13 protein-coding genes are annotated in these 15474 nt (G+C 71.6%); 5 read left to right on the forward strand and 8 right to left on the reverse strand.

All coding sequences use genetic code 11. The annotated features are described in order from the left end of the window. Positions 1-92 precede the first annotated feature (92 nt). From PKE78_RS02555 to PKE78_RS02565, 3 genes are all read left to right on the forward strand, one after another. Positions 93-299, forward strand: coding sequence for a heavy-metal-associated domain-containing protein (locus tag PKE78_RS02555; RefSeq protein ID WP_271199274.1), 207 nt, complete (start codon positions 93-95; stop codon positions 297-299). A gap of 119 nt (positions 300-418) precedes the next feature. After that, positions 419-1798, forward strand: a complete 1380-nt coding sequence (locus PKE78_RS02560) for a sigma-54-dependent transcriptional regulator (RefSeq protein WP_271199275.1) — start codon at positions 419-421, stop codon at positions 1796-1798. A gap of 90 nt (positions 1799-1888) precedes the next feature. Next, a complete protein-coding gene (locus PKE78_RS02565; protein WP_271199276.1) occupies positions 1889-3010 on the forward strand; it encodes a TIGR03364 family FAD-dependent oxidoreductase in 1122 nt (373 codons plus the stop codon). Between the two features lie 6 nt (positions 3011-3016). On the opposite strand, the gene PKE78_RS02570 is transcribed toward PKE78_RS02565, so the two are convergent. Both PKE78_RS02570 and PKE78_RS02575 read right to left on the reverse strand, forming a co-directional pair. Continuing rightward, positions 3017-4687, reverse strand: a complete 1671-nt coding sequence (locus tag PKE78_RS02570; RefSeq protein WP_271199277.1) for a TadG family pilus assembly protein — start codon at positions 4685-4687, stop codon at positions 3017-3019. A 1-nt stretch (position 4688) separates the two neighbouring features. Continuing rightward, positions 4689-5147, reverse strand: a complete 459-nt coding sequence (locus PKE78_RS02575) for a TadE/TadG family type IV pilus assembly protein (protein WP_271199278.1) — start codon at positions 5145-5147, stop codon at positions 4689-4691. 214 nt (positions 5148-5361) lie between these two features. Between PKE78_RS02575 and hisS the strand changes: the two genes are divergently transcribed. Further along, positions 5362-6867, forward strand: coding sequence for a histidine--tRNA ligase (gene hisS / locus PKE78_RS02580; RefSeq protein ID WP_271199279.1), 1506 nt, complete (start codon positions 5362-5364; stop codon positions 6865-6867). Between the two features lie 129 nt (positions 6868-6996). Here hisS and tilS read toward each other — a convergent pair whose 3' ends face one another. The 6 genes from tilS to PKE78_RS02610 form a co-directional block, all read right to left on the reverse strand. Further along, on the reverse strand, positions 6997-7983 hold the full coding sequence (tilS, locus tag PKE78_RS02585; protein WP_271199280.1) for a tRNA lysidine(34) synthetase TilS: 987 nt from the start codon (positions 7981-7983) through the stop codon (positions 6997-6999). 244 nt (positions 7984-8227) lie between these two features. Beyond that, positions 8228-9301, reverse strand: a complete 1074-nt coding sequence (ybgF, locus tag PKE78_RS02590; RefSeq protein ID WP_271199281.1) for a tol-pal system protein YbgF — start codon at positions 9299-9301, stop codon at positions 8228-8230. 120 nt (positions 9302-9421) lie between these two features. Further along, positions 9422-9931 (reverse strand): peptidoglycan-associated lipoprotein Pal, encoded by a 510-nt coding sequence (pal, locus tag PKE78_RS02595; RefSeq protein WP_271199282.1) that lies wholly within the window; start codon positions 9929-9931, stop codon positions 9422-9424. A gap of 238 nt (positions 9932-10169) precedes the next feature. Next, positions 10170-10946, reverse strand: coding sequence for an ethanolamine ammonia-lyase subunit EutC (gene eutC / locus PKE78_RS02600; RefSeq protein ID WP_271199283.1), 777 nt, complete (start codon positions 10944-10946; stop codon positions 10170-10172). 17 nt (positions 10947-10963) lie between these two features. Then, positions 10964-12364, reverse strand: coding sequence for an ethanolamine ammonia-lyase subunit EutB (locus PKE78_RS02605; protein WP_271199284.1), 1401 nt, complete (start codon positions 12362-12364; stop codon positions 10964-10966). Positions 12365-12585: 221 nt separating this feature from the next. After that, complete coding sequence (locus PKE78_RS02610; protein WP_271199285.1) at positions 12586-13044, reverse strand: Ros/MucR family transcriptional regulator; 459 nt, start codon at positions 13042-13044, stop codon at positions 12586-12588. A 298-nt stretch (positions 13045-13342) separates the two neighbouring features. On the opposite strand from PKE78_RS02610, the gene PKE78_RS02615 reads away from it, so the two are divergent. After that, the gene (locus PKE78_RS02615; protein ID WP_271199286.1) at positions 13343-15394 is read left to right on the forward strand and encodes a cation:proton antiporter domain-containing protein; all 2052 of its coding nucleotides are present in this window, start codon (positions 13343-13345) and stop codon (positions 15392-15394) included. Positions 15395-15474 lie beyond the last annotated feature (80 nt).

Below are 15474 nucleotides of genomic sequence, written 5' to 3' on the forward strand. Positions count from 1 at the left end.
CGAATCACAGGCCAATGTCCTCGCGCGCTGAACCGCGCCTTGCCATATGAAAATCCGCGACCGCGGCAAAAAACCAACGCGAGGAAATCGTAATGATCGTGCTCGACGTCGAAGGAATGACCTGCGACGGCTGCTCCAAGGCCGTCCAGAACGCGATCGCGGCCCGCGACGCCGACGCCGTGGTGGTGGTGAACCGCATCGCGGGTCGGGTTTCGGCCGACACGAAGCTTTCGGCCGAGGAGGCCGCGGCCGCGGTGCGCGACGCCGGCTACGACGCGGCGCCCGCCGTCACGGGCTGAGGATCGCGGCAGCGGTCGCGACAGTCGAACGCCCGCTCACCTTTCGTTTACCCTGTTCGGCGACCTTGGGCTCCGCGTCCGGCGCCGCCGGCCGCAAGCAGAGGTCTCCGAGAGGATCGATGGCGCAGGCGCACACGACGGAGGTTCGCCGCGCGGCTGACGCGCGGACGCACGTCCTGATCGTCGACGCGGACCCGGCCGCTCTGCGCGTCGCGACGGTCGCGGTCGCGACCGCCGGCGGCGAGGTGACCGCGGCTGTCGCGCCGGCGGAAGCGATCGGCGCCATCGCCCGTACGGCCGAACTCGCGATCGTGGACGCGCCGGACCGGGCGGCGCTCGCGTTGATCGAACGCTTCGTCGGGGAAGGCCTGACCGTGGTCGCCACCAGCGGCTCCGGCTCCGTCGGCCTCGCGGTCGAAGCGATGCGGCGGGGCGCGGTCGATTTCGTGCTGAAGCCCTATTCGCCGGATTCCCTAGCCCGCCGCCTGACGCCGCGCTTCTCCGAGCGCGCTGCGCGCGCTGCGCCCCCCGCGCCCGAGCCCGAGGATTTTTCTGGCTTCGTCGGCGCCTCCGAGCCGATGCGCCGGGTCTATGAGGAGATCGCCCGCATCGCGCCGTCGCGCGCGCCGGTGTTCATCACCGGCGAGAGCGGCTCCGGCAAGGAGCTCTGCGCCGAGGCGCTTCACGCCCGCTCGGGCCGCGGGGGCAAGCCGTTCCTTGCGCTCAACTGCGGCGCGATCCCGCGCGAGCTGATGGAGAGCGAAATTTTCGGCCACGTGCGCGGCGCCTTCACCGGCGCCGCCGAGGACCGCGTCGGCGCCGCCGAGGCCGCCGCGGGCGGCACGCTGTTCCTGGACGAGATCGGCGAGATGGAGCTCGCGCTGCAGGCCAAGCTGCTGCGTTTCCTGCAGACCGGCGAGTTCCGCCGCGTCGGCGACACGCAGGCCCGCCGCGCCGACATCCGCATCGTCTGCGCCACCCACCGCGACCCGCTCGCCGAGGTCGCCTCCGGACGCTTCCGGCAGGACCTGTTCTACCGCCTGCACGTGCTGCCGATCCGGCTGCCGGCGCTGCGCGAGCGCGGCGAGGATCTGGAGACGCTTGCGCTCGCCTTCCTCCGGCGCTTCGCCGCGGAGGAAGGCCGCCGCTTCACGCGCTTCGCGCCCGACGCGATGGCGCTGCTCAGGGCTCACGACTGGCCGGGCAACGTGCGCGAGCTGCAGAACGTGATCCGCCGCGCCATCGTCATGGACGACGGCGAGGAGGTGACGCTCGCCATGCTGCCGCGCGAGCTGCGCGCGAACGCCGGGCGGCACGTCGCCGCGGGGCCGGGAGCGCCGGACGCGATCGAGCCCTTCCACGTGCAGGAGCGCCGCATCATCGAGGCCGCGCTCGCGGCCTGCGGCGGCAACCTCGCCCGCGCCGCGGCCGCGCTTGAGATCAGCCCCTCCACGATCTACCGCAAGCGGGAACGCTGGGCGGACGGCGCGTCCGCCTGAGCGGGTCGCAGGGCCGGCCGAAGACGCGCCCGTATTGACTGGGCGGCCGGGATGGCGTCAGCGTCCCGCCGTTCAACGGGTTCCCGGATCATGTCCGAGCATTTCGATCTCGCCGTCGTCGGAGGCGGCGTTCTCGGCCTCGCGCACGCGCTCGCCGCCGCGCGCAGCGGCCGCCGCGTGGTGGTGTTCGACCGCGAGGCGCGGGCGAACGGCGCCTCCGCGCGCATGCCGGGCGTCGTCAGCGTCACCGGCCAGCCCGCGGGCGCCGCCTGGCGACGCGCCCGGCGCTCGCGCGACATCTGGGCCGAGGTCGCCGCCAAGGCCGCCGTGCGCGTCGAGCAGGAGGGCCTCGCGATCGTGGCCCGCCGGCCCGAATCCGCCGCCGTGCTGCAGTCCTTCCTCGCGACCGACATGGCGGAAGGCTGCCAGTTCTATCCGGCGGAACAGGCCCGCGCGCTGTTTCCCGAGTTCAAGGGCGAGATGACCGGCGTGTTCTGGAGCCCGCACGAGCTCCGGGTCGAGGCGCGGCCCGCCATGGCCAAGATCGCGGCGTGGCTTTCGGAGGCGCATGGCGTGGCCTTCCGCTGGGAGACCGCGGTCACGGCGATCGAGGGCGGGCGTCTCGTGACCTCGCGCGGGCCGGTCGTGGCGGAGGCGACCGTGGTCTGCGCCGGCGACGACTTCCGCACGCTCTACGCCGATCGGCTCGCGGGCCAGAGCCTGACGCGCGCCAAGGCGCACATGCTGCGCGTGCGCTACGACGACGGCTTCGAGGCGCCGGGCGTGGTCGCGTCCGACCTCAGCCTGCCGCGCCTTCCGGGCTTCGCCGACCTGCCGGAGACCGAAGCGCTCCTCGCCCGGCTCGAAGCCGAGCAGCCCGAGCATCTCGCCCACGGCGTCGCGCTGGTCGCGGCGCAGTCCGCGGACGGCTCGCTCGTGGTCGGCGCGAGCCGCGCCTTCGATGCGACGCCCGATCCGTTCCAGCCCCAGTCCGTCGACGACCTGATCCTCGACGAACTCGCCGCCGTGGTCGGCAAGCGGCCGAAGCAGGTCCTCTCGCGCTGGACCGGGACCTACGCCTTCTCGGCCGAACGGCCCGTGCTGCTCGACGCCCCGGCCCCGAACGTGCGCGTGGCGCTCGCCGCCTCCGGCGCCGGCGCAAGCGCGGCCTTCGCGCTAGGCGAGGAGACGATCGCCGATCTGTTCGGCTGAGGAGCGTCAGCCCACCAGCGCCGAGCCGTCGCAGCGCAGGCCGCGGACGGTGACGTCGGCCTCGCCGACCGCCAGTCCAAGCGTCTGGAGCAGCGTGTTCAGCACGGGGTCGATCAGCGCGCCGACCGGCGCGAGGGTGAGCTTCAGCAGCGACTCGAGCGCGTCGCCGGTGAGGCCGAGCCCGAGGAAGCCGAGCACGCTCACGTTGACCTTCAGCCCGCCGACCAGCGTGGCCAGCGTGGTTTGCGCCGCGTTCGTGGTCTTCACCGACTTCATGGCGCCGGCCGCGATGTCGTCATAGGAGAAGACCAGCGGCGTCGGCGCGACGTTGGTCGCCGCCGCATGCGCCTCGGCCGTCGCCCGGACCAGACCGAGCACGTTCAGCAGCGTCGCCGGATTCATCTGCGGATTGGCGGAAAAGCCCGACCAGCCGGAGGCGCTGGCCGGCTCGCCGACCCACATCTCGGTGAGAGCCGGGGTGGCCTGCACCGTGACCCGGCCGTCGAGCCGGGGCTGCCGCCCGCAGGAGATCGCCGAGATGCGCGCCTCCGCCGCCGCGAGATCGACCGCAATCGGCAGGTTGATCACCCGGCCCAGCAGCGCGCCGGAGCCGCCGACCTGGGCCGCGAGCCGCAGCCGGGTCTGCGCGGTGCGTACGACGGTTCCCGCGCTCCCGATGGCGAGCCAGGGCGAGTTCTGCGGCCGCTCGCCGATGTCGATCGTCGCGGTCAGGCCAAGGAGGCCCGGAATCTGCGCGCCGAGATCGAGCGCGATCTGGTTCGCGCCGTTCGCCGCCTGGGCGGCGACGTTGAGCAGGTCGAGCGCGGACACGCCCGCCGACAGGGCGGAGGTCGCGTCGCCGATGGCGAGCCGGGCGTAGTCGCCGAGGCTGATGAGCTTCGTCATGTCGACGAGCCTGGTGACGTCGGCGGCAGCCGCGACCCGTCGGAGCGCAGCCGAAACCGACGACGAGCCCTGCGCCACGTCCGCCATCGCCGAGATCAGGTCGGTCGCGCGGACCCGCGCCGACAGCACGTCGCCGTAGGTCCCCGCCGTGACGTTGACGCGGGCGCCGAGCGCGGTCAGCAGCGGCGTGACCTCGACTTTCGCGGAGGCGAGCGCGTTGTGGTCCATCACGCTGAGCGAGACCGAACCGCCGAGCAGCTTCGACAGCAGCGCGTTGACGACGCCGCCGTTGAGCGAGGCGAGACGCGAGCCGATCGAGAACGAGGCGAGCTGGGTGCTGGCGGCCACGCCCGCGGATCGCACCACGAGACTGTTCTGCGACAGGAACGCTTTGGCGAAGTAGAAGGACGCGTCGACGCCGATCTCCACCTTCGCCGCGTTGTAGGGCGTCGTCCCGGCCCTGAACCGGCCGCCGGACGCGGTGCGGGGGTCGGGCGTGTACTGGCCGAGCGTGAGGCGAAACTCTCGCGGCCCGGCGACCCCGTTGGCGGCGAGCGTCGCGCGGGCCGCGCGTTCGGCGTTGGCGAGATCGCTCGCGGCGGCGAGCGCCGCGAGGTCCACCGCGCTCTGCGCTTTCCTGCGGTCGAGATAGATGCTGGCGGCGTCGATGCTCACTGCGAGCAGGCCTGCGGCGCAGAGGCAGAGCGCCGCCACCAGCACGGCGACCGCCCCGCCCTCGTCGCGCCGGAACCGCCGCGCTAGGGCGCGCATCTCAATAGCCCCCGCGCTGGATCGAGGCGGAGCGCACGATCGTCTTCGTCGGCAGCGGCACCAGGCCGCCGAAACTCCAGATCGCAAGCGCCGAGGCGTCGTAGGCGACCTGCACCTCGAACAGGTCGGCGTTGGCCGGCGAAGGCCGCGCGGTGACCGTCGCCCGCGCCGGATCGAGCAGGACGTAACTGCCCGCGGAGGCTGCGACCCGGTCGCTCGCGAGCTGGGCGCGCTCGGCGTCGGAGAGCCCGGCGACGGAGGCGCGGGCGGCGTCCGCCGCGAGCTGCTGCACGCTGTTCGCGAGGCCGAAATAGAGCCCGTAGGCGACGACGCCCGCGATCATCATCAGAAGCACCGGCGCGAGCAGCGCGAACTCCACCGCCGCGGCGCCGCGGGCGTCGCGCAGCCGCGCTTTTAGGGAGCAGGCCTGGGCTCGGTTGGGACGTGCGGCGGGCGGCACGATGCGCATCCCCTGAGTTGCGCGCAGAAGCGCACGCACGCCTATTGCGCGCCCGCGGTCGCTAACGAGACAGGGGCGTCAACGTGGTAACGGAAACCGTTATCGATATTTTCGGGAGCCGCCCGCGGCGGCCGCCTTGCGCCCGAGATTGCCGCGCGGCGCCCGGTGCGGTAGGGAGCCCGCACTCCCGCAAGCCCGGACCGCCTGAACGCCCATGACCGCCCGCCGCACCGACCTCACAGCCCCCCGCACGCCGCGCGGCTTCGCCGACCGCGGCGCGGCCGAGCTCGCCGCGACCCGGTCCATGGTCGAGAAGATCCGCAAGGTCTACGAGCTCTGGGGCTTCGACGAGGTCGAGACGCCGTTCCTCGAATACACCGACGCGCTCGGCAAGTTCCTGCCCGATCAGGACCGCCCGAACGCCGGCGTGTTCTCGCTGAAGGACGACGACGACCAGTGGCTGTCGCTGCGCTACGACCTGACGGCGCCGCTCGCCCGCCATGTGGCGGAGAACTTCCAGAAGCTCGCGAAGCCCTACCGCAGCTACCGTTTCGGCCCGGTGTTCCGCAACGAGAAGCCCGGCCCCGGCCGTTTTCGCCAGTTCCTGCAGTTCGACGCCGACATCGTCGGCGCGGCGAGCGTCGCCGCCGACGCCGAGATGTGCATGATGATGGCGGACACGCTGGACGCGCTCGGCTTGCGCGGGAAGTACGTCATCAAGGTCAACAACCGCAAGATTCTCGACGGCGTGATGGAGGCGATCGGCCTCGGCGGCGAGGAGAACGCCGGCCGCCGGCTAACCGTGCTGCGCGCGATCGACAAGCTGGACCGGCTGGGCACTAAAGGCGTGAAGGCCCTTTTGGGCGAAGGCCGGGAAGATGAGAGTGGAGACTTTACGAAGGGTGCCGGGCTGGAAGCACCAGACATTGATAAGATACTTCAATTGCTAACTGCGGCTGAAGGCGGCGAGCTTATTTCGAGTGACAATCATTTTCAGACCTTGATGGGACGAACAAGCTCCTTAAACGACAATACAACATTTCATTCTGGAATCGTCGAGCTGATCGCTATCAGCGATATATGCAATAAAATTGGATATAATTCAGAACGCATACGCTTAGATTTCAGCGTCGTCCGCGGGCTCGAATACTACACCGGCCCGGTGTTCGAGGCCGAACTGACCTTCAAGATCGCGGGCGACGACGGAAAACCGATCCAGTTCGGCTCGGTCGGCGGCGGCGGGCGCTATGACGGGCTGGTCGGCCGCTTCATGGCCGAGGACGTTCCCGCCACCGGCTTCTCCATCGGCGTGTCGCGGCTGCAGGCGGCGCTCGCGGCGCTGAAAGGTCCGGACGAGGCGGCGAAGACCGCGGGGCCGGTGGTCGTGCTTGCGCTCGACCGCGACCGGATCGGCGACTCGATGGCGCTTGCGGCGCGACTGCGCGCGGAGGGCGTCGCGGCCGAAGTCTATCTCGGCTCGTCCGGCATGAAGGCGCAGATGAAATACGCCGACCGCCGCAAGGCGCCGGTCGTGGTGATCCAGGGCTCGGACGAACGCGAGAAGGGCGAAGTCACGCTCAAGGACCTGATCGAGGGCGCGAAAGCCGCCGCCGCGATCTCCGACCGCGCCGAGTGGACCGAAAGCCGCCCCGCGCAGGTCACCGTGCCGGAAGCCCGGCTGGTCGAGGAAGTGAAGGCGATCCTGAAGCGGCACGGGTGATCGACGTCCGACACCGATGACGCCGTCATGCCCGCGCCTTCGCGCGGGTATCCACGACTTGGGCGTCGAACTCAGCGCCACAGAAAGTCATGGATACCCGGCTTCGCCGGGCATGACGTTTCTCACGCGTCAACCCCGCCGCAGCGGCGCGGGCGACGTGCGGACGCCGCCGTCGGCCCAAACCACCTTGGCGCCGGCGAGCGTCGCGGCCCCGGCGGACTCGACCGTGATCCGCGTAAAGAGGCGCTCCAGCCGGTCGAGGCGGATCAGCCCGTCGCCCGCCGCCGCGATCGCGCGAGCGAGCAGGCGCAGGCGGATTTCGTCCGCGAGCCTCGCCCAGCCCGGCCCGAGGCGCGCACCGTCCCCCTCCCGTACGAAATGCTCCGCCGCCGCGGCGTCGACCGCGGCCTCCAGCGCGTCCTCGACCCGCGCCATCCGGGCCGCGAGCGCCCCGAGCCGCGCGGAGGTCAGGCCTTCCCGCTCCAGCACGTCGCGCGCCCCGCGAAGCCGCGCCCGCAGGTAGGCCGGGTCGGCGTTCATGGCGTCCTCGGCCCAGCCGATCCCACGCTCCTGCAGGCTCGCGACCAGCCGCGCCTTCGGGGCGTAGAGCAGCGGGCGCAGGTGCGCGATCCCGCCCCGGTCCGCGCGCGGGCGCATGGCCGCGAGGCCGGCCGGGCCGCTGCCGGCGGCGAGCCGCATCAGCACCGTCTCGGCCTGGTCGTCGCGGGTGTGGGCGGTGGCGATCGCGTCGGCCCTGACCTCGCGGGCGTGCGCGAGCAGCGCGGCGTAGCGGGCCTCGCGCGCCCGCGCCTCGACGCCCGGCCCGGGCAGGATCGCGCCGGCGAGCCGCGCATGGGGCAAGCCGCGTTCGGCGCAAAGCCGCGTCACAGCGGCGGCCTCGTCCACGGCCTCCGCGCGCAGGCCGTGCGCCACGGTCGCGACGGAAAGCTTCGGACCGCCCTCGCGACGCTCCCGCCACTCCGCGGCCAGAACCAGCATCGCGACCGAGTCCGCCCCGCCCGACACCGCGAGCACGACGTGACCGGCGCCGGCGAAGCCGGCGTCGAACAGCGCGTCGCATTCGGACGGCGTCAGGGATGAGGTCGCGTCGGTCATACGCCGCCGGTTACGGAGGAGCCTCGCGCCAGATGACCTGAGCGCGGGCGCCGCGTCAGCCCCCGTTCGTCATGGAGACGCGCGGCCAGGGCGGAAAGCGCGCCGTCATGCCCGCGTCTTCGCGGGCATCCACAACTTTATCGGCGGCTCGACGCGGAAGTCGTGGACAGCCGGCTTCGCCGGGCGTGACGCGAGCGCGACTGGCGGCGCGGCGATCGAGATGGGCGTCGGCAGGCGCGGAAGGTCAGCAGGCGATGCGCTTGAACTCGCGGTCGCTCTGGGAGCGGATGCGGCTGTACTTCTTGCCGGCCTCCGCGATGGTGGCGCAGGCCTCTTCCTTCTTGCCCATGCCGTTCAGCGACATGCCGAGCTTCAGCATGCTCTCCGGCGCCTTGGCCGACTGCGGCGCGTCCACATAAATCTTGTAGAAGCTGTCGGCGGCGTCGGTGTACTGCCGGCGCTGGTAGAGGCTCTCTCCCAGCCAATAGCGCGCTTCCGCGGCCTTCGGGTCGTTCGGGTTCGCGCGCAGGAACTCGCGGAAGGTCTGCTCGGCGAGTTCGTAGTCGCGGCGCTGCATGAAGCCGACGCCCATGTCGAACTGGTCGCGCGGGTCGCCGGTGCCGACCGACATGCCGCCCTGCCCCTGCGATGCGCCGCGCGGCGGCAGCGCGCCGGTGGGGCCGGTCGCGGTGCGGTCGGGAGCCGCCGCGCCGGGCGGGGTGATGCGCATCGGGCCGCTGGGGTCGTCGCCCGGGCCGTCGTCGATCAGGCCGCCGATCGAATCGCGCGGCGCGCCGAGATTGGAGGGGGCGGAGCCGAGGTTGGAAGGCGCCTGAGCCGGGCCGGCCGCGCCTGCGGTCGCGCCGCCGCCAGCGCCGGGAACCGCCGGGCCGGCGTCGCCGCGTCGGCCTGGCTTCGCCGCTCCGGCGCCGCCCTTGCCGCTCTCGAGGTCCTGGAAGCGGAACTCGGCGTCGCTCTGGAACCGCTTCTGGGTCTCTTCGCCGCGCTTGATCTGGAACCCCAGTTCCTCGATGCGGCCGTTGAGCTGGCGCATCTGGTTCTCCAGCCGGTCGAGCCGCACCGCGATGTCCGCCATCGACGACTGCGCCTGCTGCACGTTGGAGGACGGGCGCTCCTCGCGCCCGCCGCCGCCGAAGAAGGCGAGGCTGCGCTCGAGCCCGTCGACGCGACGTTCGATCCAGCCGCGCTCCTCGGCCGCCTCGGCGTCCAGGGCGAGCGCCGCGGTCATGGGCGCGCATGCGAGCGCGGCGCCAAGCGCGAAACGTCGGACGAGCGGGAAGCGCGGAGCGATGTGCATGGGGGCGGACGTTCCCAGCCGGATGTGAGCGATACGAGCCGCTTACGTCGTGAGTTCGGCTGAATTAGGGCTGTTTCCGCCGGCGGGCGCAAGACCCCCGCCGGCGGAGACACTTATGCGTCAGTAGCCGGCGGAACCCTGCAGCGCGGTGACGGCGCGGCGGTTCTGCGACCAGCAGGAGATGTCGTCGCACACCGCGACCGGACGCTCCTTGCCGTAGGACGTGGTGCGCACGCGGCCGGCCGAGACGCCGCGGGCCGCGAGGTAGTCGCGGGTGACCTGGCTGCGGCGGGCGCCGAGCGCGAAGTTGTACTCGCGCGTGCCGCGCTCGTCGGCGTGGCCCTCGATCAGGATGGAGTAGCGGGGATAGCGCGACAGCCACTGCGCCTGCTTGTCCAGCGTCGAGCGGGCGGTCGAGGTCAGCTCGGTCGAATCGGTCTCGAAGAACACGCGATCGCCGACGTTCACGACGAAGTCCTGCTGGCTGCCGGGAGGGCCGCCGCGGCCGCCCGCGCCATAGCCCCCGCCCGCGCCGTCCATCCCGTCGCCGGGCCCCTTCTTCGCGCAGGCCGCCAGAAGCAGCGTCGCGCAGATGGCGGCGGCGACCTTGCCGCTTCCGCCCAAACGCATGGTACGCAACATCCCCGATGACTCCTTGTGGCTTTCGGTTGAGCGATCCATAGCATCCTCCCGGTTAACCGAAGGTTCCGTTAGGCTTAAAGAGCCGTTACGCCTCCGGCGCCGCGCGCGGCCTCACGTCGATCAGTCGCGGCGAAACATGACGCGGGCGTGGCCCGTCGCGCCGGGCCTGTCGATTGGGCGCGGCCTGAGTCCGCCGCGCCACAGCAGAGGGCGTGGGGCGGCCCCGTCAGCCGCCTTCGAGCGCCGGCGATCCGGCAGCGGCGGCGAGCAGGTCGACGTCGTCCTTGAGCTTGACGCCGGTGAGGCCGAGGCGCAGCGCCTCGCGGGCGAGCCAGGCGAGCTTGTCGGCGGCGAGCGCGTAGGAGAGGCCGCCGAGCCGGTGGACGTTGGAGATGCAGTTGCGCTCGCTGTCGCGGCGCCCGCGGCGGGGATCGAAGGTGAGGTAGACGCCGAGGCTCTCCGCGACGCTGAGGCCCGGCCGCTCGCCGATCAGCACGGCAACGAGCTTCGCCTTGAGCCGCTCGCCGACCTCGTCGCCGAGCGCGACGCGGGCCTGCCGCGCCACGACGACCGGCCCGACCGACAACCCGCCGAGGCGTTCGACCGCGGCGTGCAGCAGCGCCGCGGCGTGGGTCTGCACGGCGGTCGCCGACAGGCCGTCGCCGATCACGAACACGACGTCGAAGCCCTTCTCCTCGGCGTCGAGCGCTTCGGCCGAGGCCTCGTCCAGCCGCCGGCCGAGATCGGGGCGGCGGAGATAGGTCGACCGATCGGCCGCCGCGCTCTCGACCTGAACGACCCTGTGGGGCCCGAGCTCAGCCGTCAGCGCGTCCACGTCGAGCGGCAGATGCACGGCGTCACGCGCCTTGGCGTGGGCCTGCTGGAATTCGAGCACGGCGCGCAGCGGCTGCGCGTCGCCGCTGCGGCCAAGGCCGACGCGGGCGGAGGTGGCGGCCCGGAGCGGGCTCCAGAGATCGGTCACGTTGCCGGGGGCGTCGGCCATGGGCTTGAGGTCTCCGGTCAGGCCACGCGGCGGGTCTGGTCGAGCAGCCGCGACATGCGCGGATCGGACAGCGTGAGCTCGTTGATGCGCCCCTCGGGCCCCACCATGCCCATGCGCTCCAGCCAAGCCTCGAACTCGGGCGCGGCCTTCACGCCCATGGTCGCGCGCAGGTACAGCAGGTCGTGGAACGACAGGCTCTGGTAGTTGAGCATCACGTCGTCGGCGCCCGGCACCGCGATCAGGAAGGTGCAGCCCGCCACCGTCAGCAGCGTCATCAGGCCGTCCATGTCGTCCTGGTCGGCCTCGGCGTGGTTGGTGTAGCAGACGTCGCAGCCCATCGGCAGGCCGAGCAGCTTGCCGCAGAAGTGGTCTTCCAGTCCGGCGCGGATGATCTGCTTGCCGTCGTAGAGATATTCCGGGCCGATGAAGCCGACCACGGTGTTGACGATCATCGGATCGAATGCGCGGGCGACCGCGTAGGCGCGCGCCTCCATGGTCTGCTGGTCGACGCCGTGATGGGCGTCGGCGGAAAGCGCGGCGCCCTGCCCGGTCTCGAAATACATCACGTTCTGGCCGACCGTGCCGCGCTGCAGCGCCAGCGCCGCCTCATGGGCCTCCTTCAGCACGGCGAGGTCGACGCCGAAGCCGCGGTTCGCGGCCTCCGAGCCCGCCACCGACTGGAACACGAGGTCGACCGGCGCGCGCCGGTTCATGATCTCGATGGCGTTGGTCACGTGGGTCAGCACGCAGGTCTGGGCCGGGATGTCGTAGGACTGGCGCAGCGCGTCGAGCATCTCCATCAGCGCGATCGCGTTCGGCACGTTGTCGGTCGCGGGGTTGATGCCGATCACGGCGTCGCCGACGCCGTAGAGCAGGCCGTCGAGCACCGAGACCGCGATGCCGCGCAGGTCGTCGGTCGGGTGGTTCGGCTGCAGCCGCGAGCCCAGCCGGCCAGGCAGCCCGAGCGTGGTGCGGAAGGCGGTGACCACGCGGCGCTTGCGCGCCACCGCGATCAGGTCCTGGTTGCGCATCAGCTTGGAGACCGCGGCGACCATCTCGGGCGTGAGGCCGGGCGAGACGGCCGCGAGGGCCTCGCCGTCGGCCTCGTGGCCGAGAAGCCAGTCGCGGAAGCCGCCGACGGTGAGATGGGCGATCGGGCGGAACGCGTCCGCGTCGCGGCCGTCGATGATGAGGCGGGTGACCTCGTCGTCCTCGTAAGGCACCAACGCCTCGTCGAGGAAGACCTTGAGCGGCAGGTCGGCCAGCACGTAGCGGGCGGCGATGCGCTCCGCGTCGGTTTCGGCGGCGAGGCCGGCGAGTTCGTCGCCCGAGCGCCGGGGCGAGGCCTTGGCCAGAACGGTCTTCAGATCGTCGAACGCGTAACGTTCGCCGCCGAGGTCGCATCGGTACGCCGTCACGGCCGCCTCCCGCAGTCCACATCTTGGGCGCCGGCAGTCTAGACCCGCGCCGCGGCCGGGCTAAGCCCATTCTGCAGGCGGCGGGGCGCCCGGCTGCACGTTTTCCGGCCCCGCAACGCAAAACGCCCCGGCGGGGGCCGAGGCGTTTCACAGGTTAGCGGATCCGCCGAAGAGGTCTCATCACGAACCGCTCCGCGGCGCTCGGCGCCGCAGTGCGAAGATCAGGCCGCGGCCTTGCGGCCGCGCTTGGCCGGAGCCGGGGCCGGAGCGGCGGCGGCCGCCTTGCTGCGCTGCTGGCCGAGGCCGGCCTTCTTTGCGAGCGCCGAGCGGGCGGCGGCATAGTTCGGGGCGACCATGGGATAGTCGGCCGGCAGACCCCACTTGGCGCGGTAATCGGCCGGGGTCATGTCGTAAGCGGTGCGCAGATGACGCTTCAACGACTTGAACTTCTTGCCGTCTTCCAGGCAGATGATGAAATCGGGGCCAACCGACTTCTTGATCGGCACCGCCGGCGTAAGCTCGACGACAGGCTCCTTGGTCGCGCCGGTCGCAGCGGCGGCGAGCGCGCCGTGCACCGTCTGGATCAGACCCGGGAGATCGGCCGCGGCGACCGAATTGTTGCTGACGTAGGCGCTCACGACATCGGCCGCCAGGGTGACGTAATCGATCTCTTCGCTCATTTCGATTGGAACTCCTCTTTCGCTAATCAGGGATTGAGCCCGTTCGCATAATTTTGCAAGTCGAAAACGAAGTCGCTCTCGATAAATCCCTCATGAGCGGGCTATAACGGGCCGGCGCGGCAGCAGAGGCCTATTAAAAGTAGCGGCCGAACCGCGCGTCCGTCCCGTCGCGGGCGCCGCGCAGCGGCTTCCAAGCGGCGCGACCTATGGTCTTTCCGGACAATCGCCAGGAGCGAATCTGGCCGGCAGGGTCTAGATGAAGCGATAACCGCCGCACGCCGCCGCGAAGGAGACGTGAATGCCGCATGAGACGCCGCTGATCTCGACGCTGGTCGCGGGCTTCGTGCTCGCCTTCGTGCTCGGGGCTCTCGCCAATCGGCTCAAGCTTCCTCCTCTCGTCGGCTATCTCGTCGCGGGCGTGCTCGTGGGACCCCACACGCCCGGCTACGTCGCGGACCAGCAGCTCGCGCCCGAACTCGCCGAGATCGGCGTCATCCTGCTGATGTTCGGCGTGGGGCTGCACTTCTCGCTGAAGGACCTGCTCTCGGTGCGCGGCATCGCGGTGCCCGGCGCGGTGGTCCAGATGGGTTTCGCCACGCTGCTCGGCTGGGGCCTCGGCATGGCGCTCGGCTGGAGCCACGGCGGCGGCCTGGTGTTCGGCCTCGCGCTCTCCGTCGCCTCCACCGTCGTCCTTCTGAAAGCGCTGCAGGAGCGCCGTCTGGTCGAGAGCGAGCGCGGCAAGATCGCGGTCGGCTGGCTCATCGTCGAAGATCTCGCGATGGTTCTGGCGCTGGTGCTCATCCCGGCCGTCGCCAGCATCGCAGGCGGGGATGGCGGCGGCCACGGCGGCGGCGATCCGCTCGCGACGCTGGTCAGCCGCGCGCTCGGCATGGATCTCGGCCTCGTGGGCGTGCTGGCCCTGACGCTCGTCAAGGTCGCGGCCTTCGTCGCCTTCATGCTGATCGTCGGCCGGCGCGTCATCCCGGCCGTGCTGCACCGGATCGCGCACACCGGCTCGCGCGAGCTGTTCCGTCTCGGCGTGCTCGCGATCGCGCTCGGCGTGGCGTTCGGCGCGGCCAAGCTGTTCGGCGTCTCGCTGGCGCTCGGCGCCTTCTTCGCCGGCATGATCCTGTCCGAGAGCGAGCTGTCGCACCGCGCCGCGCAGGAAAGCCTGCCGCTGCGCGACGCCTTCGCCGTGCTGTTCTTCGTCTCGGTCGGCATGCTGTTCGATCCGACGATCTTGCTGCGCGACCCTGGCCCGGTGGTCGCGACCTTCGCGATTATCGTCATCGGCAAGTCGCTCGCGGCCTTCCTGATCGTCATCGCCTTCAACCGCACGGTCGGAACGGCGTTGACGATCTCGGCGAGCCTCGCGCAGATCGGCGAGTTCTCCTTCATCCTGGCCGAGCTCGGCGTCGGCCTGAAGCTGCTGCCGGAGGAAGGCCGCGACCTGATCCTCGCCGGCGCGCTGCTGTCGATCGTGTTCAATCCGATCATGTTCGTGCTGGTCGAACGGCTGAAGCCGTGGCTCGAGGCGCGGATCGTCCGGGGATCGCCGAAGGTCGCCGTGGCGCAGCCCGACACGTCCGGCCCCGAGCTCGACGTCGACCGAACCAAGCCGCTGGTCTCGCCCGACGGCGGCCCGGCGCCGGCCGCGGCCGAACCGTCGGTCGCGACGGTTGAGGCCGAACGCGCCGCCGCGGTCGCGGACGAGGACGCGCCGCAGCAGGCGACGGCCCTGAGCGGGCACATCGTGCTCGTGGGCTACGGCCGCGTCGGCGCGCTGGTGGGCGAACAGCTCAAGGCCGCGGGCGTGCCGTTCCTCGTGGTGGAGGACGCCGAGAAGCCGATCGCCGCGCTCAAGGAGTCCGGCGCCGAGACCATCGTCGGCAACGCCGCGGCGTCCGACGTGCTGGCGCTCGCCGGGCTCGACAGGGCGTCCCGGCTTGTGGTCGCGATCCCCAATGCGTTCGAGGCCGGCCAGGTGGTGGAGCAGGCCCGCAAGCTCAACCCGAACCTCGTCATCCTCGCTCGCGCCCACGCCTACGCCGAGATCGAGCATCTGGAGAAGCTCGGGGCGAACGAGGTGATCATGGGCGAGCGCGAGATCGCCCGCGGCATGCTGGAGCGCCTCGGCCTCGGCCGCGGCCTCCCGTCTGGGCCGACGCCGGACCGGCCAGCCGCACCGCCGGACAGCCCAGGCGGAGACCCCGCTTCCGAGGTTCCGCCCACGGGCGGCGCGTCGCCGGGGCCCGCGCCTACGACCCCTGCGGCTGCGCCCCGCGCGGCCGAACCGGAGCCGGCGGCCGAGCCGCTCCGCCCCCTGCCCCCGGCCGCCACGCCCGCCTGATACGCAGGACGCCGATCAGCCCCGCCGAATGGCCGGCTCGACGCCGGCGGCAAGGCTCACTATATCGATCGGTACAAAAC

The sequence above is a fragment of the Methylopila turkensis genome (assembly GCF_027922325.1).
GTDB lineage: Bacteria > Pseudomonadota > Alphaproteobacteria > Rhizobiales > Methylopilaceae > Methylopila > Methylopila turkensis.